Source organism: Micromonospora sp. NPDC005087, from assembly GCF_042872965.1.
Taxonomy (GTDB): domain Bacteria; phylum Actinomycetota; class Actinomycetes; order Mycobacteriales; family Micromonosporaceae; genus Micromonospora.
This window is the reverse complement of the sequence record NZ_JBIALB010000021.1, coordinates 43,998-63,224: the sequence shown is the minus strand read 5'-3', so window position 1 is coordinate 63,224 and position 19,227 is coordinate 43,998. Positions and strand designations below refer to the sequence as shown.

General features: G+C 68.7%; 19 protein-coding genes. 15 read left to right on the top strand and 4 right to left on the bottom strand.

The window, feature by feature from the left end:
- Positions 1–26 precede the first annotated feature (26 nt).
- Positions 27–839, top strand: a complete 813-nt coding sequence (locus ACFYPS_RS31520; RefSeq protein WP_387329238.1) for a DUF1932 domain-containing protein — start codon at positions 27–29, stop codon at positions 837–839.
- A gap of 41 nt (positions 840–880) precedes the next feature.
- On the opposite strand, the gene ACFYPS_RS31515 is transcribed toward ACFYPS_RS31520, so the two are convergent.
- On the bottom strand, positions 881–1,537 hold the full coding sequence (locus tag ACFYPS_RS31515; protein WP_354967893.1) for a GntR family transcriptional regulator: 657 nt from the start codon (positions 1,535–1,537) through the stop codon (positions 881–883).
- Positions 1,538–1,575: 38 nt separating this feature from the next.
- On the opposite strand from ACFYPS_RS31515, the gene ACFYPS_RS31510 reads away from it, so the two are divergent.
- From ACFYPS_RS31510 to ACFYPS_RS31460, 11 genes are all read left to right on the top strand, one after another.
- A complete protein-coding gene (locus ACFYPS_RS31510; RefSeq protein WP_387329235.1) occupies positions 1,576–2,802 on the top strand; it encodes an amidohydrolase family protein in 1,227 nt (408 codons plus the stop codon).
- 56 nt (positions 2,803–2,858) lie between these two features.
- The gene (locus ACFYPS_RS31505; RefSeq protein ID WP_354967914.1) at positions 2,859–3,584 is read left to right on the top strand and encodes a GntR family transcriptional regulator; all 726 of its coding nucleotides are present in this window, start codon (positions 2,859–2,861) and stop codon (positions 3,582–3,584) included.
- A gap of 77 nt (positions 3,585–3,661) precedes the next feature.
- Positions 3,662–4,597 (top strand): DUF6282 family protein, encoded by a 936-nt coding sequence (locus ACFYPS_RS31500; protein ID WP_354967895.1) that lies wholly within the window; start codon positions 3,662–3,664, stop codon positions 4,595–4,597.
- Positions 4,594–5,361 carry an ABC transporter ATP-binding protein gene (locus ACFYPS_RS31495; protein ID WP_354967896.1) on the top strand — a complete coding sequence of 256 codons (768 nt, stop codon included), beginning with the start codon at positions 4,594–4,596 and terminating at the stop codon, positions 5,359–5,361. The genes ACFYPS_RS31500 and ACFYPS_RS31495 overlap by 4 nt, the downstream gene beginning before the upstream one ends.
- Complete coding sequence (locus tag ACFYPS_RS31490) at positions 5,358–6,215, top strand: ABC transporter permease (RefSeq protein ID WP_354967897.1); 858 nt, start codon at positions 5,358–5,360, stop codon at positions 6,213–6,215. The genes ACFYPS_RS31495 and ACFYPS_RS31490 overlap by 4 nt, the downstream gene beginning before the upstream one ends.
- Positions 6,216–6,281: 66 nt before the next feature.
- A complete protein-coding gene (locus ACFYPS_RS31485) occupies positions 6,282–7,346 on the top strand; it encodes an ABC transporter substrate-binding protein (RefSeq protein WP_354967898.1) in 1,065 nt (354 codons plus the stop codon).
- Between the two features lie 428 nt (positions 7,347–7,774).
- Positions 7,775–10,696, top strand: a complete 2,922-nt coding sequence (locus ACFYPS_RS31480; protein WP_387329230.1) for an FAD-binding and (Fe-S)-binding domain-containing protein — start codon at positions 7,775–7,777, stop codon at positions 10,694–10,696.
- 79 nt (positions 10,697–10,775) lie between these two features.
- A complete protein-coding gene (locus tag ACFYPS_RS31475) occupies positions 10,776–11,669 on the top strand; it encodes an integrase core domain-containing protein (protein ID WP_387329227.1) in 894 nt (297 codons plus the stop codon).
- A gap of 77 nt (positions 11,670–11,746) precedes the next feature.
- Positions 11,747–12,118: a hypothetical protein gene (locus ACFYPS_RS31470; RefSeq protein WP_354967917.1), complete on the top strand. Its 372-nt coding sequence runs from the start codon at positions 11,747–11,749 to the stop codon at positions 12,116–12,118.
- The gene (locus ACFYPS_RS31465) at positions 12,049–12,483 is read left to right on the top strand and encodes a RidA family protein (RefSeq protein ID WP_354967915.1); all 435 of its coding nucleotides are present in this window, start codon (positions 12,049–12,051) and stop codon (positions 12,481–12,483) included. Before ACFYPS_RS31470 ends, ACFYPS_RS31465 begins: the two co-directional genes overlap by 70 nt.
- A 25-nt stretch (positions 12,484–12,508) precedes the next feature.
- Positions 12,509–13,954, top strand: coding sequence for an aminotransferase class V-fold PLP-dependent enzyme (locus ACFYPS_RS31460; RefSeq protein WP_387329224.1), 1,446 nt, complete (start codon positions 12,509–12,511; stop codon positions 13,952–13,954).
- Positions 13,955–14,057: 103 nt separating this feature from the next.
- On the opposite strand, the gene ACFYPS_RS31455 is transcribed toward ACFYPS_RS31460, so the two are convergent.
- The 3 genes from ACFYPS_RS31455 to ACFYPS_RS31445 are packed head-to-tail and all read right to left on the bottom strand — an operon-like array spanning position 14,058 to position 16,587.
- Positions 14,058–14,345: a hypothetical protein gene (locus tag ACFYPS_RS31455; RefSeq protein WP_354967903.1), complete on the bottom strand. Its 288-nt coding sequence runs from the start codon at positions 14,343–14,345 to the stop codon at positions 14,058–14,060.
- A complete protein-coding gene (locus tag ACFYPS_RS31450) occupies positions 14,342–15,037 on the bottom strand; it encodes an RNA polymerase sigma factor (RefSeq protein WP_387329221.1) in 696 nt (231 codons plus the stop codon). Before ACFYPS_RS31450 ends, ACFYPS_RS31455 begins: the two co-directional genes overlap by 4 nt.
- Positions 15,034–16,587, bottom strand: coding sequence for a sodium:solute symporter (locus tag ACFYPS_RS31445; RefSeq protein ID WP_354967905.1), 1,554 nt, complete (start codon positions 16,585–16,587; stop codon positions 15,034–15,036). The genes ACFYPS_RS31450 and ACFYPS_RS31445 overlap by 4 nt, the downstream gene beginning before the upstream one ends.
- A gap of 234 nt (positions 16,588–16,821) precedes the next feature.
- Here ACFYPS_RS31445 and ACFYPS_RS31440 point away from each other — a divergent pair, with 234 nt between their 5' ends.
- The 3 genes from ACFYPS_RS31440 (at position 16,822) to mctP (ending at position 19,032) form a co-directional block, all read left to right on the top strand.
- Positions 16,822–17,079 carry a DUF3311 domain-containing protein gene (locus ACFYPS_RS31440; protein WP_354967906.1) on the top strand — a complete coding sequence of 86 codons (258 nt, stop codon included), beginning with the start codon at positions 16,822–16,824 and terminating at the stop codon, positions 17,077–17,079.
- Positions 17,080–17,158: 79 nt separating this feature from the next.
- Complete coding sequence (locus ACFYPS_RS31435; RefSeq protein ID WP_354967907.1) at positions 17,159–17,380, top strand: DUF3311 domain-containing protein; 222 nt, start codon at positions 17,159–17,161, stop codon at positions 17,378–17,380.
- The gene (gene mctP / locus ACFYPS_RS31430; RefSeq protein WP_354967908.1) at positions 17,380–19,032 is read left to right on the top strand and encodes a monocarboxylate uptake permease MctP; all 1,653 of its coding nucleotides are present in this window, start codon (positions 17,380–17,382) and stop codon (positions 19,030–19,032) included. Before ACFYPS_RS31435 ends, mctP begins: the two co-directional genes overlap by 1 nt.
- Positions 19,033–19,227: the final 195 nt, after the last annotated feature.

Below are 19,227 nucleotides of genomic sequence, written 5' to 3'. Positions count from 1 at the left end.
GCGTTCATCGACCACATGGAGACAGCATGCCCCCGCTGCACGAGACCGCTCACGCCGAGGCCTGCACGGCCATCCGCATCGCCGTCCTCGGACTCGGGGAGGCCGGTTCGGAGATCGCCCGCGATCTGATAGCGGCCGGCGCCGACGTCCGGGGCTACGACCCGAAGGTGACGCCGGCCGACGGCGTCGACCCGCGGGCCGACGAGGCCGACGCGGTGCGCGACGCCGATTTGGTGCTCAGTGTCAACAGCTCCCACGACGCGATGGATGCGCTGCGCAACGCGTTGCCTGCCCTACGACCGGGGACGATCTGGGCCGACCTCAACACCGCTTCGCCGGGTCTCAAGGCGGCGCTCGCGGAGGCGGCCGGGGCGCCCATCCCGGTCGTCGACGTCGCGCTGATGGCGCCGGTGCCTGGCAAGGGGCTGCATACTCCCATGCTGGTGGCCGGCGACGCCGCCGACCGGTACGCGGCCATCCTGTCCGGCTTTGGTGCGGAGGTAGCGATCCAGCCGGGGCCTGCGGGCGGGGCCATCTCGCGCAAGCTGCTCCGCAGCGTCTTTTACAAGGGGCTGGCCGCGGCGGTGGTGGAAGCGCTGGCCGCCGCGGAGGCAGCAGGCTGCGCCGACTGGCTGCGCGACAACATCAGCGCCGAGCTTGCCGGCTTCGACCAGCGCACCGTCGACAGGTTGATTGACGGGACCCACCAGCACGCCCGTCGGCGCGCGGACGAGATGACCGCTGCCACCGAGCAGCTCGAGGAGCTGGGGGTCCCGCCGCGGATCAGTGCGGCGACGCGCGACCTGCTCCTCGACCTGCGCGACAACGGCGGGCGATAGCCCCGCCGATGCCGGCCAGGCGGTCGGTGGTCCGCCCGGCTCTACTCGGCGTCGGCCTGCTGCAGCGCCGTGATGACGCTGGTCAGGTGTGCGCGCGCGGCGACCTCCGCGTCGGCGGGTTCGCGGCGTGCGATCGCGTCGATGATCGCGAGGTGCTCCCGGAGGGAGACCTGCGGGCGACCGGCGCGCAGCGCGAGCCGGAACTGGTGTCGAACCAGCTGACCGTTGAGCCGGTCGAGCAGCCCCGAGGCCACCGGCTGCGCCGCGTACTCGCGTACGAGGCGGTGGAGTTCCCGGTTGAGCGCCGAGTACTTCATCGGATCGCCGTCCGCGACCGCACGCTGCATCCGGTCGCCGAGATCGGTCAGTACGGCGATCTGCTCGTCGGTGACCCGTTCCGCCGCCTTGGCGGCACACAGGCCCTCGATGACCATGCGGCACTCGGTGATCGCCACCGCCTCGGCCACGGAGACGACCCGCACGCGGGCGCCGCGGTTCGGGATGCGCTCGACCAGTCCCTCGGCGGCCAGGTCGAACAGCGCTGCGCGGAGACTGGCGCGGCTGACGTTGAACGACTCGGCGAGTTCTGCCTCCACCAGCCGCTGTCCGGGCGCGAGATCGCCGTTCATCAGCGCGGCGCGCAGTGCGTCGGCCGCCAGTTTCGTGGCGACGCCACCCTCACGGGGAGTCTTGGCCAATCCGGACCTCCTCAGTCGCGGATGAGTATAGGGCCTCTGTGGAGGCTGTGGGAAAAATTGTCGACAATCTGCTCGACAGCTATTGCGACAATGTTGCGTGGTGGTTACGGTCACAGTTGCCGAGCGGCAATTCGCGAGCCGTGACGCGCGGGAGGCCATCAGGCTCCGCATCACATCGCCTGCCGGTGAACGGAGCAACGGAGCTGATTCTGCCGATCAGCCGATCCCAAGGAGCCCTGGAACAAGTGATCATCGACTGCCATGGCCACTACACGACCGCGCCGCAGGCGCACACGTCGTGGCGAGAGGCGCAGCAGGCGGCCTTCGGTGCCGGCGAAGAACCGCCGGCCTACCCCGCCATCTCGGACGACGAGATCCGCGAGACGATCGAGGGAAGCCAGCTGCGGCTGATGGCCGAGCGCGGGATCGACCTGACCATCTTCTCGCCGCGTGCCTCGGCCATGGGCCATCACTTCGGTGACGAGGCCGTCAGCAGCCGCTGGGCACAGGTCTCCAACGACCTCATCGCGCGCGTGGTCGAGCTGTACCCGGACAACTTCATCGGGGTCTGCCAGCTCCCGCAGTCACCCGGAGTACCCATCTCGCACTCGGTCGCGGAGATGCGACGCTGTGTGCTGGAGCTCGGGTTCGTGGGATGCAACCTCAACCCCGATGCCAGCGGCGGCCACTGGACATCTCCGCCGCTGACCGACCGCAGCTGGTACCCGTTCTACGAGGCGATGGTGGAGCTGCAGGTGCCGGCAATGGTGCACGTGTCGGCGGTGACCAACGCAAACTTCCACGCCACCGGGTCGCACTACCTCAACGCCGACACCACCGCGTTCATGCAGTTCCTGCAGTCGGACCTGTTCAAGGACTTCCCAGACCTGCGGTTCGTCATCCCGCACGGTGGGGGAGCGGCGCCCTACCACTGGGGCCGCTTCCGGGGGCTCGCGGACATGCTCGATCGGCCCGCGCTGAACGAGTCGATCATGAACAATGTCTTCTTCGACACCTGCGTGTACCACCAGCCCGGCATCGACCTGCTCTTCAGCGTCATCGGCGTCGACAACATCCTGTTCGGCTCCGAGATGGTCGGCGCGGTCCGGGGCATCGATCCGCAGACCGGCCACCACTTCGACGACACCCTGCGGTACGTGGACGCGCTGCACCTGGCGCCGGGCGACCGGGAGAAGGTCTACGAGCGCAACGCCCGCCGGGTCTACCCGCGACTGGATGCGGCGCTGAAGGCCAGGAACCGTTGAGGGCCTCGTCTCCCCGCTTGATCCCAAAGCTGATGGAAGGAGCCGTCGTGGACGCCATGCCACCGCCGCAGTCGGTGCCGACGACCGTCGGCCGCAATGGCCGCGGGCGGATGGCCGCCGACGAGGCGTACGCGAGACTGCGCGAGGACATCGTCAGGGGGCGGCTGATGCCCAACCAGCGGCTGGTCGAGGTCGACCTGGCCGTCACGCTCGGGGTGGGCCGCACCGCGGTCCGCACCGTGCTCGCCCGACTCGAGCAGGAGGGGCTCGTGGTCCACGAGCCGAACCGCGGAGCCCGGGTGCGAATGGTGACCGAGACCGAGGCCCTGGAGATCACCCAGGCGCGCGGCGCGCTCGAGGCACTCGCTGCCCGCGAGGCCGCTCTGCATGCCACGCCGGCGGAGGTCGCGTTCATGCGCGAGACGCTCGCGCAGATGTCGGCCTGCCTGAAGGCGGGCGACCTGCTGGCGTACTCGGACGGCAACGCCCGGATGCACGCGAAGATCATCGAGGCGTCCCGGCATCAGACGGCCACTCGGCTCATCGCCGGGCTCAAGGCGCAGATGGTGCGCTTCCAATATCGCACGGTGCTGGTTCCCGGACGGTCCGCCCGGTCCTTCGTCGAGCACACCCGGATCGTCGACGCCATCGAGACGGCTGACCCGGACGCCGCCGAGGCCGCGATGCGCTACCACCTGTCCCACGTCGCCGACACCCTACGCGAGATGACGTCCGCCCGCGCGCAGCACCGCGGCCCTCGACCCGACCTCGTCCACTTCTGAATCGCGATCCCCATCACCCCAGCTCGACCAGCCACCGCGGCGCGTACGTCGCGGGCCAGATGCCCCTTGGAGGCTCCGTGACTAACCATCCCACCCCCTCGGCCCGAGCCCGTGAACTCGTCGCCGGGGCGTACGACACACACATCCACGTCGCGCCGGACGTGATGCGCCGGCGCATCGACGACGTCTCGTTGGCGCGCCGGTTCGCCGAGGTCGGCCTGGCGGGCTTCGTACTGAAATCCCATTACGTGCCCACTGCCGAGCGGGCCGAAGTGGTGCGGAACGCCGTACCCGGGGTGGACGTGCTCGGCGCTCTCACGCTGAACGGCTCGGTCGGCGGACTCAACCCGGTGGCAGTGGAGATCGCGGGCCGGCAGGGCGCGCGGATCGTCTGGCTGCCCACCGTGGACTGCGCCAACCAGCGGGAGTGCCAGGCCTGCGAGCCGGAGGGCGCCACCCCGCCGATGTGGGCGCAACTGCAGGCCGACCTGGCCGAGCAGGGCATCATGGCCCCGGCGATCGACGTCGTCGACTCCGACGGCGCGATCGTGCCGGCGCTACGAGAGGTGCTGAGCGTCATAGCCAAGCACGACATGGTGCTGGCAACCGGGCACCTGTCCGGTGACGAAATCACCACGGTCGTCGACGCGGCCGCCGACCTCGGGGTGCGGCGCATCGTCGTCACCCACCCTGAGTTCACCTCCCAGCGACTGTCGGTCCAGGTGCAGCGGCACCTGGCCGAGCGGGGCGCGCTGATGGAACGCTGCTTCACCACCCCGTACACCGGAAAGGTCCGCTGGGACACGCTGTTCGACCACATCCGCCAGGTCGGCCCCGAGCACTCGCTGCTCTCCTCCGACCTCGGCCAGCCGTTCAACCCCCCCGTGGAAGACGGCCTCGCGCTGCTGGCCGACCGTCTGCTCGAGGCCGGGTTCACCGAGGACGAGGTACACGTGATGGCAGTGACGAACACCCGCCGCGTCGCGGCGGCGCCGTCGGCGGTGACCGCATGAGCGCCGCCGTCATCGAGGTGCAGGGACTGTCCAAGCACTTCCGCAAGGACGACGAGGAACTGATCGCGCTCCGCGACGTCGACCTGACCGTCGAGCAGGGGTCATTCCTGGTGCTGCTGGGACGCAGCGGTTGCGGCAAGTCGACCCTGCTCAACCTCCTCGCAGGGCTGACCCCGCCGACCAGCGGGCAGATCACGTACGGCGGCAAGCCGATGCGCGGACCCAACACGCAGGTCGGCTACCTGACCCAACACGACACGCTGATGCCGTGGCGTGACGTCACCCGCAACGTGCAGATGCCCCGCGAACTGCGCGGAGAAAGCAAGAAGGAACGGGCTGCGGTCGCCGCCGAGCTGATCAAGCTCGTCGGCCTGGACGGCTTCGAGCGGCACTACCCACGCGAGCTGTCCGGTGGCATGCGCCGGCGCGCCAGCCTGGCCCGGATGCTCTGTGCCGACCCGGAGACGCTTCTGCTCGACGAGCCGTTCGGAGCGCTCGACGCGCAACTGCGCACCGAACTGCAGGGCGAACTACTGCGGCTGTGGTCCGGCAGCGGGCGCACCGTCGTCTTCGTCACCCACGACATCGAGGAGGCGCTGATCCTCGCCGACCGCGTCGTGGTGCTCGGGCCGATCGGAACGATCCTGCTCGACCAGCCGGTGGACCTGCCCCGCCCGCGCGACCCCGACGACATCAGGGTCGATCCACAGTTCGTCGAACTGCACCGTCGGCTGTCCGCGGCGCTCAAGGAGGGAGCGCGATGAGCGCTACCACGACCCCGCAAGTGGGCTCGACCACCATGCCTGCGGGCCCCCTGCGGGAGACGTCCCGGCGCTCCTGGCGCCAGCGACACGGCCGCAAGGCGCTGATCTGGGGATGGCGCATCGGCCTGCTCGTCGCCCTGCTGGTGGTCTGGCAGGCACTGTCGGGACCCGTCCTCGACCCGCAGTTCGTCAGTAGCCCAAAGGGCATCGCCACCCGGCTCGGCGACTGGATCGCCGACGGCACGCTGTGGTCGAACACCTGGATCACCGTGCAGGAGATCGTGCTCGGCTTCCTGGTCGGCGCACTATCCGGCGCCGCCCTGGCCTACCTGATCGCCTCCGTCCGAGTGGTCTGGGACATCCTGGACCCGTTCCTGATGGCGCTCTACGCCATCCCGAAGGTCGCCCTGGCGCCGCTGTTCATCGTCTGGTTCGGCATCGGCACCGACATGAAGGTGCTGCTCGCCGCCGTCACCGTGTTCTTCCTGGTCTTCCTGAACACGGCAGCCGGCGTGCACGAAGTCGACCGCGCGCTGGTCGACGCCGTACGGCTGATGAACGGCACCCGCCGGGACATCGCATTCAAGGTCGTCCTGCCCGCCTCGATGACCGGTCTGCTGACCGGACTGCGGGTCTCCATCCCATACGCGCTGATCGGCGCGGTCATCGGTGAGCTCGTCGCGTCCAACCGCGGCCTCGGATACCTGATCAGCGACTCGTCCGCGAAGTTCGACACCGACGGGGTGTTCGCCACCCTCGTCGTCCTCAGCGTCATCGCCGCCGTCCTGAACGCCATCGTCAACCTCCTAGGCAAACGGGCCAACCGCTGGAAGCCCCTGGACACCGAGGTCTGACAACCGGTGCCCGGCCCGGACGAGCAGCAGTCCCGTCACCTCTCCACCCAGTCGAAAGAGTCCGCCATGTCCCGTACCAAAACATCCCTGTTACGCCGTCTCGGGGCCATCGTCGCCGTGTCGGCAGCGCTGCTCGCCGCCGGCTGCGCCAACAAGGGCGGCAGTAGCGAGCCGGCCACCGGCGCCGACGCCATGCGCCTCAACGTCGGGCAGATCAGCGACTCCGTCGCGTTCTTCCCGCTGTTCGTCGCCGAACACGAGGGCTACTTCAAGGCCGAAGGGCTCACCCTGGGAGAACGGCCCAGGCTCGGTACCGGCGCCAAGCTCGCCGCGGCCGTCCAGTCCGGCAGCATCGACGTCGCCGGGGGCGTGATGACCGACGCGTTCAACCTGTACAAGATCAACAACGAGGCGCGTGTGATCGGCTCCCTCGTCGACGCCTACTACGTCGACATCATCGTCGGCTCGGGGATCCCGAGCGCCGGCGACTCCGCGCCGCTGGCCGAGCGGATCCAGGCCCTGCGCGGCAAGAAGATCGGCATGACCGGGCCGGGCAGCGGCACCGAGGCGCTGGTGAACTACCTGTTCAAGCAGGCGAACTTGGACCCCAAGAGGGACGGGACCCTGGTCAACCTCGGCGCCGACGCGTCCGCCGCGATCGGTGCGCTTAAGGCCGGCCGGGTCGACGCCCTGTCGTTCTTCCAGCCGATCGGGCAGCAGGCCGTGGCGACCGGTGTCGGTCGTGTCTACATCTCGCCCGCTCGCGGTGACGTCCCTGCTCTCAAGGACGTCATCCACGGTGCCCTCTTCACCACCCAGGACGTCATTGACCGAAAGGGCAAGGCCGTCGCCGCGTTCCTGCGCGCCATCGCCAAGGCCGAGCAGACCATCAACGGCGACCCGGCAAAGGCCAGCGAACTGCTGCAGCAGTACCAGAAGACGATGAACGCCCAGACGGTACAGGCACTCGTGCCGGTCCTCCAGGCGGAGATCCCGGAGGCCCCGACACCCACCGAGGCCAATTACAACGTCTCGGCGGACTTCCACCGGCAGACCGGCCTGGTGCCTACCACGCCCCCGTTTGCCGAAATCATTCCGTCGCAGTGGGTCGCCTCCGCGCTCAAGGGCTGAGAAAGAACCAGGCGCCTTCGTGCCGACCGGACCCCTCGCAAGGGTCCGGTCGGCACGGAGAGCCGGAACCAAGATCGATTTCGAGTTGGCGCGGCGCGGCAGGGATGTGCGCGTCGATCATGGGTACGGGCAACGACCGGCGTTGCGGGATTTTGCCGTGCTCGGACTCGTCCGTACCGAAGGGCGTTATCAAGATCGGCGGCATGAACGTGCGTCGGATGAGCACGTGGAAACGAGTGCGGGCACTCCACATCGGACTGATGCGGGCTCCCGCTCCCTTTCCCGCGATGATCGTGCGCGAGGTTTCATCGTCGAAGCGAAGATCACCATCGAACGCCTACACGAGGCGACCGACTCCGCATTGGATGACGGCTCCCGCGGGCCGCTGCGCAATGCATCGCCCATGTATTGACGAAAGAAGGGCACGAATGAAGTCGGTGCGTGCACCGGGGCGCAGCGATGATGTCGTCGCGTCCCTTCGCAAGGTGGTCGACGGGGATGTCGACGACTCCGAACGCCGCCAGGCCGAGTACTCCACGGACGCGTCGAACTACCGGGTGCCCCCACGGGTGGTGGTGGCCCCGCGCGACAGCGACGACGCGCTGGCGGCCCTGGACGTGGCCCGCCGCCTCGGAGTGCCGGTCACGGCCCGCGGCGCGGGGACGTCGGTGGCGGGCAACGCAATCGGCACCGGGATGGTGCTGGACTTCTCCCGGCACATGGACCGGATCATCGCGCTCGACGCCGACGCCCGCACCGCCGTGGTCCAACCGGGTGTTGTCATGTCCTCCCTGCAAGCCGCGGCCGCTCCCCACGGACTTCGCTTCGGCCCGGACCCATCGACCCAGAACCGGGCGACTCTGGGCGGGATGATCGGGAACAACGCGTGCGGCCCGCACGCCGTCGCCTACGGGCGCACGGCCGACAACATCGTCTCACTCGATGTCGTCGACGGCACCGGGCGTCGATTCCACGCCGGCGCAGGCACGCTGGAGCCGGTCGCGGGCCTGGACGCCCTGGTGCGCGCGAACCTGGCGACGATCCGCACCGCGCTGGGCCGCTTCGGCCGGCAGGTCTCCGGCTACTCCCTCGAGCACCTACTGCCCGAGAACGGCCGCGACCTGGCCAAGATGCTCGTGGGGACTGAGGGCACCCTGGTCACGGTCCTGCAGGCCACGGTGAACCTCGTGCCCGCGCCGGCCGCCCCGGTCGTCGTCGCGCTGGGATACCCGGACATGCCGACGGCCGCCGACGCCGTCCCCGCGCTTCTGGCCCACCGGCCCCTGGCGATCGAGGGCATGGACGCCCGCCTGGTCGAGGTTGTGCGCCGCCACCGCGGAGCGGGCGCGGTGCCACAGCTGCCCGCCGGTGGCGGGTGGCTGCTCGTGGAAGTCGGCGCCGAGGCCGGTGAGCGCGTCGACGACGTGCTAGCCCGAGCGCGCGCGCTGGCCGCCGACGCCGGCACCGACGCGGTGCGGGTGGTGCCCGCAGGAACCGAGGCGACGGCGCTGTGGCGCATCCGGGCCGACGGCGCGGGTCTGGGCGGGCGGACCCCGAGCGGGGCACCGGCGTGGCCGGGCTGGGAGGACGCTGCCGTCCCACCTGAGCGGCTGGGGGACTACCTGCGCGACTTCACCGCCCTGATGGCTGACCGTGGCGTAGACGGGCTGCTGTACGGGCACTTCGGCGATGGCTGCGTGCACGTGCGCCTGGACCTACCGCTGGAGACACCCGCCGGGATCGGGCCGTCCCGGGCGTTCCTCGAAGCGGCCGCGGACCTCGTCGCCTCCTACGGCGGGTCACTGTCCGGCGAGCACGGAGACGGTCGGGCTCGCTCAGAGCTGCTGACGCGCATGTACGGCCCTGAGGTGATCGGCCTGTTCGGCAAGGTAAAAGCCCTGTTCGACCCGGAGAACGCGCTGAACCCGGGGATCGTGGTGGACCCGCGGCCCCTGGACGCGGACCTGCGCCGGCCCTTCGCGCGCCCGGCCTCGCCCCGGCAGGGATTCGCGTTCGCCGAGGACGGCGGGAACTTCACCACCGCGGTCCATCGCTGCACCGGGGTGGGCAAATGCCGGGCCGACAACACCGCCGCAGGCGGGTTCATGTGCCCCAGCTACCAGGCCACCCGGGACGAGAAGGACGTCACCCGCGGGCGCGCGCGGGTGCTGCAGGAGCTGACCAACGGCTCGCTGGTCACCGCCTGGGACTCCCCGACGGTGCTCGAATCCCTCGACCTGTGCCTGTCGTGCAAAGCGTGCTCGACGGACTGCCCCACCGGCACCGACATGGCCCGCTACAAGGCCGAGGTTCTCCACCGCGCCTACGCGGGCAAAATACGCCCGCGCAACCATTACATTCTTGGCCAGCTGCCCCGCTGGTCGTCGCTGGTCACCAAGGTCCCGGCCATAGCCAGGCTGGTCAACACAGTGCTGAGGGTCCGCCCGATCGCGAGGGCGGTGCTCACCGCGGGCGGGATGGACCCCCGCCGACAGATGGTCACCTTCGCCCAAGAACGCTTCTCCGCCTGGTTCAGGGAGCAGGGCCGCGCGACCATGCCCGATGGCGCGGCGCCCGCCGTCGCCAGGCCCGCGTCCTCCTCTCCGCCGCAGCCGGTGGTGCTGTGGGCGGACACGTTCTCCGACACGATGGACACCGCTGGGGCGCGTGCCACTGCCCGCGTGCTGCAGGAGGCCGGGTACACCGTGATCGTGCCCGAAGAATCCGCCTGCTGCGGGCTGACCTGGATCTCCACCGGCCAGCTCGACGGGGCGAAGAAGCGACTGACCCACCTGCTCTCCGTCCTGGCGCCTTACGCCGCCGGGGGGATCCCTGTCGTGGGCGTCGAACCCTCGTGCACCGCCGTGCTGCGCTCAGACATGGTCGACCTCCTCCCAGACGACCCCCGCGCCCCGACACTCGCAGCCGGCACCTACACCCTCGCCGAGCTGCTCACCGCCCCCGCGCCACTGGGCCCCGGACCCCGCTGGACCCCGCCGTCGCTGGCAGGCGTCGAGGTCGTCGCGCAGCCCCACTGCCACCACCACTCGGTCATGGGCTGGGAAGCCGACGCCGCCCTCCTGGCCCGGGCGGGCGCATCCGTGACCCGGCTGGCCGGGTGCTGCGGCCTGGCCGGCAACTTCGGCATGGAGGCCGGCCATTACGACACCTCCGTAGCCGTCGCCGAGAACGCCCTGCTGCCCGCCCTGAGCAATGCCGGGCCGGACACCGTGTACCTCGCGGACGGCTTCTCCTGCCGCACCCAGGCCGACCAGCTAGTCGGTCGCCCGGGCGTCCACCTCGCCGAACTCCTCGCTCGCGGCAACTACGGCTCTACGGCCGCTACGTGAGCTCCTGGTGCTGCGTCAGGAGGTGGCGGTGCTGCGGCGACAGGTCGCTCGGCCGCGGGTGGGACTGGGCTGACCGGGCGTGCTGGCCGGCCTGACATGGCTGCTGCGCCGCCGATTGTGGGACGGGTTGTTCGTTCGGCCGGGCACCCTGCTGCGCTGGCATCGGGATCTGGTCCGCCAGCGCTGGACCTATCCGAGCCGACGCGGCCGGCGACCGGTCACCGGGGAGATCCGCGGTCTGGTGTTGCGACTGGCCAGGGAGAATTCGACCTGGGGCTACCGCAGAATTCATGGCGAGCTGCGCCGGCTTGGCTACCGGGTGGTGCCAGTACCAACTGGGTCATCCTCAACCTGGCCGGGATCGATCCCGGCTCGGAAGCGGTCGGCGGTGACCTGGCGGCAGTTCCTAGGGGCCCAGGCGCAGGGCGTCCTGGCGGTGGACTTCTTCACCGTCGACACGGTGTTGCTGCGGCGGCTGTACGTGCTGTTCGCGGTCGAGGTGGGCAGCCGGTGGGTCCATGTGCTCGGCACCGCACATCCGGTGGAGGAGTGGGTGGTCCAGCAGGCCCGGAACCTGCTGATGGACCTTGGCGAGCGAGACGACCGGTTACGGTTCCTGCTCCGGGATCGCGACACGAAGTTCAGCGCCGTGTTCGACGCGGTCTTCGCCGCCGCAGGCATCGACGTCCTCACGACACCAGCGCGGGCACCGCGGGCCAACGCGTACGCGGAGCGCTGGGTCGGCACGGTACGCCGTGAACTGCTTGACCGCGTGCTGCTCTTCGGGCGTCGCCACCTCGAGTCGGTGGTAGCCGAATTCGTCGACCATGACAACTCGCACCGTCCACACCGTTCGTTGGCACAGGCACCGCCGCTCGGACCGGCCCAACCGCCGGTCGCCATCGCTGGCCGGCGGGTGCTGCGGCGTGATCGCCTCGGCGGCATGGTCGGCGAGTACTCGCAGGCCGCGTAGGCTGACCGACTTTCAGGCACCCACAGGGCATCGCCAGCCACCCTCCGCGCTGCTGGACCGCCTCGACGAAGACCGGCATGTTCGCAGCAGCGGTGTCCTCGGTGGCGCCGTCCCGGCAGCTTCCCAAAGTCGATCACGCCCGTCACCGCACTGCAGGCACCGACATCGCGGCCAAACAAATTGCTCAAGGCGGTAAACCGTACGCGCGCGGGATGCAACTTACGGATGACGACAAGCTCGCAGGCCTGCGGAAGTCGGCAGACATCCACGAAGAGCGGAGAGACGTGTGTCTCCTAGAACCTCCATTGTCGGATTTCGACGGACTCGCCTGGTTGCCGCAGTTCTCGCCTGCGCGCTGGCTGGCACAGCCGGTGCCGTCATCGCAGGACACGAACCAGCCGCCAACGCCAGCGAACAAAAGAACGGTGGCAAGCATCACCGGGTTGTAACGTCGCCGGACGCCCCGGCCGCGATAGGTCCGTACTCCCAGGCCATAGCTGTGGGAGACACCCTGTACCTGTCCGGCCAGCTTCCCATCGACCCGGTCACGAACAAGCTCCTGGCGAATGCGTCCATTGAGGACCAAACGCGCCAGGTCTTGAGGAACCTCGATGCGGTGCTGCGGGCCGGTGGAATGACCCTGGACAACGTCGTCAGCACCACGGTCTATGTGGCAGACCTCAATGAGTTCGCCCGCTTCAACACCGCGTACGCCGAGTTCTTCGGCAGTAAGCCGCCGGCCCGGGCCACCATCCAGGTGGCGCGGGTGCCGCAGGACGCCAAGGTCGAAATCTCCGCTATCGCAGTGCGATGACTCTACCTAGAAGGGGGACACAACTATGCTGAACACCGCCAACGCCCCAGTCCCTGGGGACACGCCGCCCCAGATTTCGCGTCGAGGCCTTCTCCAGTTCCTGGGCGCCGGCGCGGGCGCCGTCGCCGCGGGTGCGGCGGGGTTGAATTTCGCCGCCGCCTCTCCCGCGGCGGCATCCCCGCTGACCGCTGCCGGGTCGTCGTCGTTGCCCCTCGCGAACGACGCGAACTTCTGGCGCCAGGTCGAGAAGCTGTTCACCCTCAACAAGAAGGTCCTCTTCATGAACGTGGGGACAGTCGGCTCCCCACCCCGCGAGGTCCTTGACGCTCTCGACAAAACGAATCGGGACGTCGCCCGTGACGCCCTCTCCGCCTACAGCGACTTCGCCGACGTCCGGGCCGTCGCGGCTCGTGGATACGGCTGCGACGTGGACGAGCTCGTCATCTCGCACAACACCAGTGACGGCATGTCGAAGATCATCGCCGGGCTGAATCTGCGCGAGGGTGACGAAATCCTGACGACCAATCACGAGCACGGAGGCGGCCTCGTCCCGATGGGCATGGCCCGGGATCGGCACGGCGTTGTCATCCGGAAGGTGGCCCTGCCCGTGGGCAACGACCAGCGGGCTGAGGACTATGTGGAGCTGTTCCGCAAGGCGATTACCGCCAAGACCAAGGTCCTCCTGTTCTCCGCTCCGACGTACAAGACCGGGACGATGCTACCCATCCCGATGCTGGCCAAGCTCGCCCAGGAATATGGCCTGACCAGCGTTGTGGACGGAGCACATATCCCCGGGATGATGAACTACAGCTTCCACGAGCTAGGCGTGGACTTCCTCGCCGGCTCCGCCGCCAAGTGGCAGTGCGGTCCGGGCGGAACGGGCGTGCTGTATATCCGCAACAAGGTCCTGTCCCAGTACAACCCGAACCCCCTGCCAGAGTTCTGGCCGGTCGTGTCCAGCAGCTATCCGGCGGAAGGCGGCGTACCGCCCCGCTCGACGACCGACAAGGAGAGCTACAACATCGGCAGTTACCTCCAGTCTGTCGGCAACGGCAGCCTGGCCTTGAACACCGGAGTCAGGACCGTCTGCGAGGTGTGGGACCGCATCGGACGACAGCGCATCGAAGACCACGTCGTCGGCCTGTCGTCGTACCTCAAGGAACTCGTCGCCGAGCGGTGGGGGGTCCAATCGTTGTACTCCCCGAAGGACGACTCTCGCCTGGTCTGCGCCCTGACGTCGTTCAACCCGTTCCGCAATCGCACCGATGTGCTCAACGCGGACAAGTCGGCCGAGTTCGTCGCGCGGATGAGCGACGAGTACGGGATCACCATCCGTAACAGCGACTTCCCCGTCATCGGATCGGCCCAGTCGCATCGCCCCGTCCGCATCTCAACGCACCTGTTCCACCAGAGCCAGGACGTTGACCGGCTGGTCGACGCGGCATGGAAACTGTCCGGCAAGATGGCCTGACAGCGGCCACGAGGCAAGGGGCGAGCGTTCGCGACGTCAGCGGGCGCTCGCCCTGCCGTGCGTCGCCGGCCCGGTGGTGGGCCGCCATGGCGCCGAACCCAGGTCAGGGTATGATCACGACACCATCGAGCCCGACCTTGCTCCCGGGGGCCACCGGCTGGTCGTACGGCGTCGGTCTGGTGTGGTGGTGATTGCTGAGAGCCCACAGCCCGACCACATCAGCCAGGGCGAAGATCAGCAATGCCAAGATGACGGTGAGCAGCCGCCGGCGCCGTTCCCGCCGCTGCCATTCGCTGCGGGCGTTGGCATATGCATCCGGGGAAGTGACGGCTGTGGTCGCCAGCACCTGGAGGGTATCCCGCAGCCGGGTCTCGGTCTCGCCGATACTCATCGGGACGCGCCCATGAGCGTAGCCAGGGCGGCCATGCCCCGGAAGATGTGTGACTTCACCGCCCCAGTGCTGATGCCCATGGCGCCGGCGATGTCAGCCTCCCTCAGATCCAGCCAGTAGCGCAGCACCAGCGCCTCGCGCTGGCGCACCGGCAGCTGCCGTAGCGCCGCCACAACCGCTCGCTGACCCTCCCGCAGCAGCACGGACGATTCTGCCGAGTCCACGACGCTGGCCTGGCCGGGGGGCAGCTCGTCTCCGGCATGACGGCGACGCACCTGCAGATGCCGGACGTGCATACGGGCAAGGTTACACACGATTGACCTCAGGTACTGTGGCGCTGCCGCCGGATCACGCAGCCGGTACCAGCGTCGATGTAGCTCGCAGAACGCCTCCGAGACCAGGTCCTCGGCGTCGTGGTCGGCGCCCAGCAGGAAGGCAAGTCGGACGAGCTGGCCGTGCAGTGAGTCGAACAGGGCGATCATCGCGGCTTCGCGTTCCACATCGTGGATGTCGAGGCCGGGACCGTCCGCCAGCGGGCCGTCCGCCGGAAGCGGCACTCCTCGATGTTCCGCGCCGGCCGTGCCGGACGGGTTCGCTCCCGAGTCGTCGGGGTTAGGGCCGACAATCTCGGATTGCGCAGGCCGGTTGCGGCGATCTGAGGTGCCGTGGCGCTGCGTTCGATCGAGGTTCATGACTGCACCGAGCGCGAGGCGGCGGCCGGCAGCGTCCGCGTACTTCGGCGACCCACCGTCCGATCCAGCCCCCGGACGGGCCCCCATCGTCGCAACAGCAGCTCGGCCACGACGACGACAGCGAGGTTGACCGCGAGCCCAAGCAGCCCCGGATACAGCTGCGTGCTGACCGGCCCGAGGGACACCAGTACGGTCGGAGAGAACCCACCGTGGGCGACCATCGCAGTGCCCGCAATCATCCCGACGAACCAGCCGGTCAGCAGGGCTAACCGATGCGGTGCCCGGGATGCGAGGCCGAGGACCAGAGCAGGCAACGTCTGCAGGACCCACACCGCACCCAGCAAGTGAAGGTTGATGGCGTTCTGACCGTGAAGGCCCATGGCGAAGCCCAAGGCGCCAAGCTTCACGACCAGCGACACGACCCGGGCCACCTTGGTCTCCTGCTCCGCGGTCGCGGTCGGGTTGACATACTCCACATACACGTTGCGGGCGAACAGGGCCGAAGCCCCGATCGACATGACGGCGGCCGGTACCAGCGCCGCCACCACCAGGGCACCCAGCACGGCCCCGGACAGCCATGCAGGTGCCAGCTCGCGCACCAGCATCGGGACGGCGAGCTCGGCCCGTCCCGGCGGCGGCACGAGGCTCATGGCCAGCGCGGCCACGCCAAACACCGCGAACAGGCCCAGCAGGCCGGTCCAGCCCAGCAGCGTCACCGCCGATCGCCGAACGACGTCGTCGCTGCGGGCTGAGAACGCGACCATCAGCACATGCGGAAACGCGAACAGCGCCAAAGCTGACCCCAGCGCCAACGACACGTACGCAGGTCCCAGCGCTGGGTCCAGCACGACGCTCAAACCGCTGTCCCGCGCGGTGATTGTCCGCTCCGCCGCGGAGAACAGCTCCCCCGGTGAACCGACCCGGATCCACACGAGCGCCGCGATCGACACGGCGGACGCCGTGACCAGGACCGCCTTTCCAATGGAGACAGCACTGGGCACGCGCAGCCCGTGCCGGTAGGTCGAGACAGCAAGTACCGCAAACACGACGGTGAGCACCAGGTCTCCAACCACACCGCCGGACTCCACCCCGAGCACGCTGAGCACCGCCTGTATGCCCAGCAACTGCAGGGCGATGTACGGCATCGTGGCCAGAATCCCGGTGAGTGCCACCGCAAGCGCCAGCCCAGGGGAGCCGTACCTGCCGCGGATGAAGTCGGCCCCCGTCACGTAGCCGTGAGTGCGCGCGATGCCGGCCAGTCGTGGCAGGACCATGAAGGCCAACGCATAGACCACGACCGTGTACGTCAGGGCGTAGAAGCCGACACCGCCGGAGCTGAACACCAGCCCGGGAACGGCCAGGAACGTGTAGGCGGTGTAGATCGTGCCGCCCAGGACACACCACGTCAACAGGTGCCCGTGGCTGCGGTCGGCCAAGGCCCAGCCGGCCAGGTCGCGTCCCGCGGGCAAGCGGCGACCCCGGCCGCGGGAGGCCACGAGGGCGACCACGGACGCCGACAGGACCACGACCGCGGCGACCGCCGCTCTCACGTCCACTTCCCAAGGTCGGCGTGACAGCAGACTGCGAACTCTGCCATGTGCTGCTCCTCCCATGCCGCTGGCGGGGTCCAGACCCGATGCGGGTAAACCTTCTGGGTTCGGACCGCAACTGAGGTGGTGAGGGAGCAGCAGGGGAGGGACGCAGCAGAGGAAGCAAAGTGATCGAGAGCTAATTAACCAGCTCGAAACTTGAGAATCAAGTGTCAGAGGTGATGGGAGAGACGTATGAACCCAGGTGAGGCGGGCGAGATGGTGGCACCCACCGCACAGCGTGCCCGCGTCTGGGCCTGTCTACAGGCGGTCGCTCTGGCGCTGCCCATGCTGGGCGCGGTGGCCACACCGGTGTTCGCCCGCGCCGAACCGCGACTCTTCGGCGTGCCGTTCTTCCACTGGTACCAGCTCGCGTGGGTCCCCTTGACGGCAGCCTGCTTGGCCTGCGCCTACCTGGCCCATCGGCGTGCCAGGCGGGCGGGTCCGCACTGAGTCCGGCCACCGCGCGGCCCGCCCCGACCATCGCGCGCATCGCACCGATTACCCCCGCATCGACGAACAGGAGCAGAATGTGCCGGCGAAGCCGAGAGCTAGAGCCAAGGACAGCAGCCCGTGGAACTGGCTGTTGTTCGTCCCGATCGTGGTGCCGTTGACCACGCCCGTGTTCAACTCGGACGGACCGCGGCTGTTCGGGTTTCCGACCTTCTACTGGCTGCAACTCGCCTTCATCATCATCGGCGTCTCCACCACGACGGTGGTCTACCAGATGACGAAGAAGCGGGGTGAGCGCTGATGTGGCGCGACCATCTCACCGAGATCATCATCTTCTGCTTGCTGTTCCTGCTGGTCAGTGCCATGGGATTCGTGGCGGCCAGGTGGCGTGCACCCAAGGATATGGCCCACCTCGACGAGTGGGGGCTGGGCGGGCGCAGCTTCGGTGGCTGGATCACCTGGTTCCTGGTCGGCGGTGACCTCTACACGGCGTACACCTTCGTGGCGGTGCCGGCGCTGATGTTCGGCGCGGGCGCGGCCGGGTTCTTCGCTGTGCCCTACACGATCATCGTCTATCCACTGGTCTTCCTGGTGCTGGTGCGGCTCTGGTCGGTGTCGCACCGGCACGGCTTCGTCACCCCGGCGGATTTCGTCCGGACCCGGTTCGGCTCGCCAACGCTGGCCCTGCTGGTGGCGATCACCGGCATCGCCGCCACCATGCCGTACATCGCGCTGCAACTGGTCGGCATCGAAGCGGTGCTCAAGACGATGGGGGTGACCGGCGAGAGCACCATCGCCCGGCACCTTCCGATCATCATCGCGTTCGCGATCCTCGCCGCGTACACCTACAAGTCCGGCCTGCGGGCGCCGGCGCTGATCGCCTTCATCAAGGACATCCTGATCTACATCGTGATCCTGGTGGCGATCATCTATCTGCCGTACAAGCTGGGGGGTTGGGGGGAGATCTTCGACGCGGCGGACGCCAAGTTCGACACCAGCCAGAACGCCGGCGACGGGATCCTGCTCAACGCCAACAACCAGTGGCAGTACATCACCCTGGCGCTGGGCTCGGCCCTCGCGCTGTTCCTCTACCCGCACAGCCTAACCGGCGTGCTGGCCAGCAAGAACCGCAACGTAATCAAGCGCAACATGTCGGCGCTGCCGGCGTACACCCTGCTCCTGGGGCTGATCGCGCTGCTCGGCTACATGGCGATCGCGGCCGGGGTGACCCCGTTGCCGGGGGCCAAGGAGGGCTCGGTGGATAACAACACCGTCGTGCCGCTCCTGTTCGACCAGCAGTTCCCGAGCTGGTTCGCCGGCATCGCGTTCGCCGCAATCGGGATCGGCGCCCTCGTCCCCGCGGCGATCATGTCGATCGCGGCGGCGAACCTGTTCACCCGCAACATCTACAAGGAATACCTGCGGCGCGACGCCACCCCAGCGCAGGAGGCGAACGTCTCGAAGATCACCTCGCTGGTGGTGAAGGTCGGCGCCGTCGCCTGCATCGTCTTCCTCGACCCGCAGTTCTCCATCGACCTGCAACTGATCGGTGGCGTGATCATCCTGCAGACGTTGCCCGCGGTGGCGCTGGGCCTCTACACCCGCTGGTTCCACCGGGGCGCGCTGATCGCCGGCTGGGTCGCCGGGATGGGGCTGGGCATGTGGATGCTCTACCAGGTGGCCAGCCCCACCCGGAAGCACTTCGGTGGCTCGGCGTTCCCGCTGTCGGAGTTCGGCTTCGACACCACCAAGACGATCTACGTAGGCATCGTGGCCGTACTGGTCAACCTGCTGGTGGCGGTGCTCGGCACGCTGATCCTGCGGGCCACGAAGGTGGCCGACGGCGCCGACGGCACCACCACCGACGACTACCACGCCGACGAGGGCGACGCCCGGCTCGTCCCCGCGCCGCGTAGGGAGGCCGGCGTGGACGCGCCCGAACCGGTGGCCTAAACCGATCGCAGGCCCCCTCCCGACCGCCGCCGGTCGGGAGGGGGGCTCACTGATCGCATACGACCACTGACCAAACTTCGGACTTACCGTCTAGACGAACGGGGTCGGGGCAGGCTGCTGCGGGTCCAGCGAGCCGTGGGGTCTGTAGGTGTTGTACTCGATGCGCCAGTCTTCGGACAGCTTCCAGTCAAGTGG

Coding starts and splice junctions, on each gene's coding strand:
- ACFYPS_RS31520 (WP_387329238.1), top strand. CDS start 27: ATGCCCCCGCTGCACGAGACCGCTCACGCCGAGGCCTGCACGGCCATC.
- ACFYPS_RS31505 (WP_354967914.1), top strand. CDS start 2,859: ATGCCACCGCCGCAGTCGGTGCCGACGACCGTCGGCCGCAATGGCCGC.
- ACFYPS_RS31495 (WP_354967896.1), top strand. CDS start 4,594: ATGAGCGCCGCCGTCATCGAGGTGCAGGGACTGTCCAAGCACTTCCGC.
- ACFYPS_RS31490 (WP_354967897.1), top strand. CDS start 5,358: ATGAGCGCTACCACGACCCCGCAAGTGGGCTCGACCACCATGCCTGCG.
- ACFYPS_RS31485 (WP_354967898.1), top strand. CDS start 6,282: ATGTCCCGTACCAAAACATCCCTGTTACGCCGTCTCGGGGCCATCGTC.
- ACFYPS_RS31480 (WP_387329230.1), top strand. CDS start 7,775: ATGAAGTCGGTGCGTGCACCGGGGCGCAGCGATGATGTCGTCGCGTCC.
- ACFYPS_RS31470 (WP_354967917.1), top strand. CDS start 11,747: ATGTTCGCAGCAGCGGTGTCCTCGGTGGCGCCGTCCCGGCAGCTTCCC.
- ACFYPS_RS31460 (WP_387329224.1), top strand. CDS start 12,509: ATGCTGAACACCGCCAACGCCCCAGTCCCTGGGGACACGCCGCCCCAG.
- ACFYPS_RS31455 (WP_354967903.1), bottom strand. CDS start 14,345: ATGAGTATCGGCGAGACCGAGACCCGGCTGCGGGATACCCTCCAGGTG.
- ACFYPS_RS31450 (WP_387329221.1), bottom strand. CDS start 15,037: ATGAACCTCGATCGAACGCAGCGCCACGGCACCTCAGATCGCCGCAAC.
- ACFYPS_RS31440 (WP_354967906.1), top strand. CDS start 16,822: ATGAACCCAGGTGAGGCGGGCGAGATGGTGGCACCCACCGCACAGCGT.
- mctP (WP_354967908.1), top strand. CDS start 17,380: ATGTGGCGCGACCATCTCACCGAGATCATCATCTTCTGCTTGCTGTTC.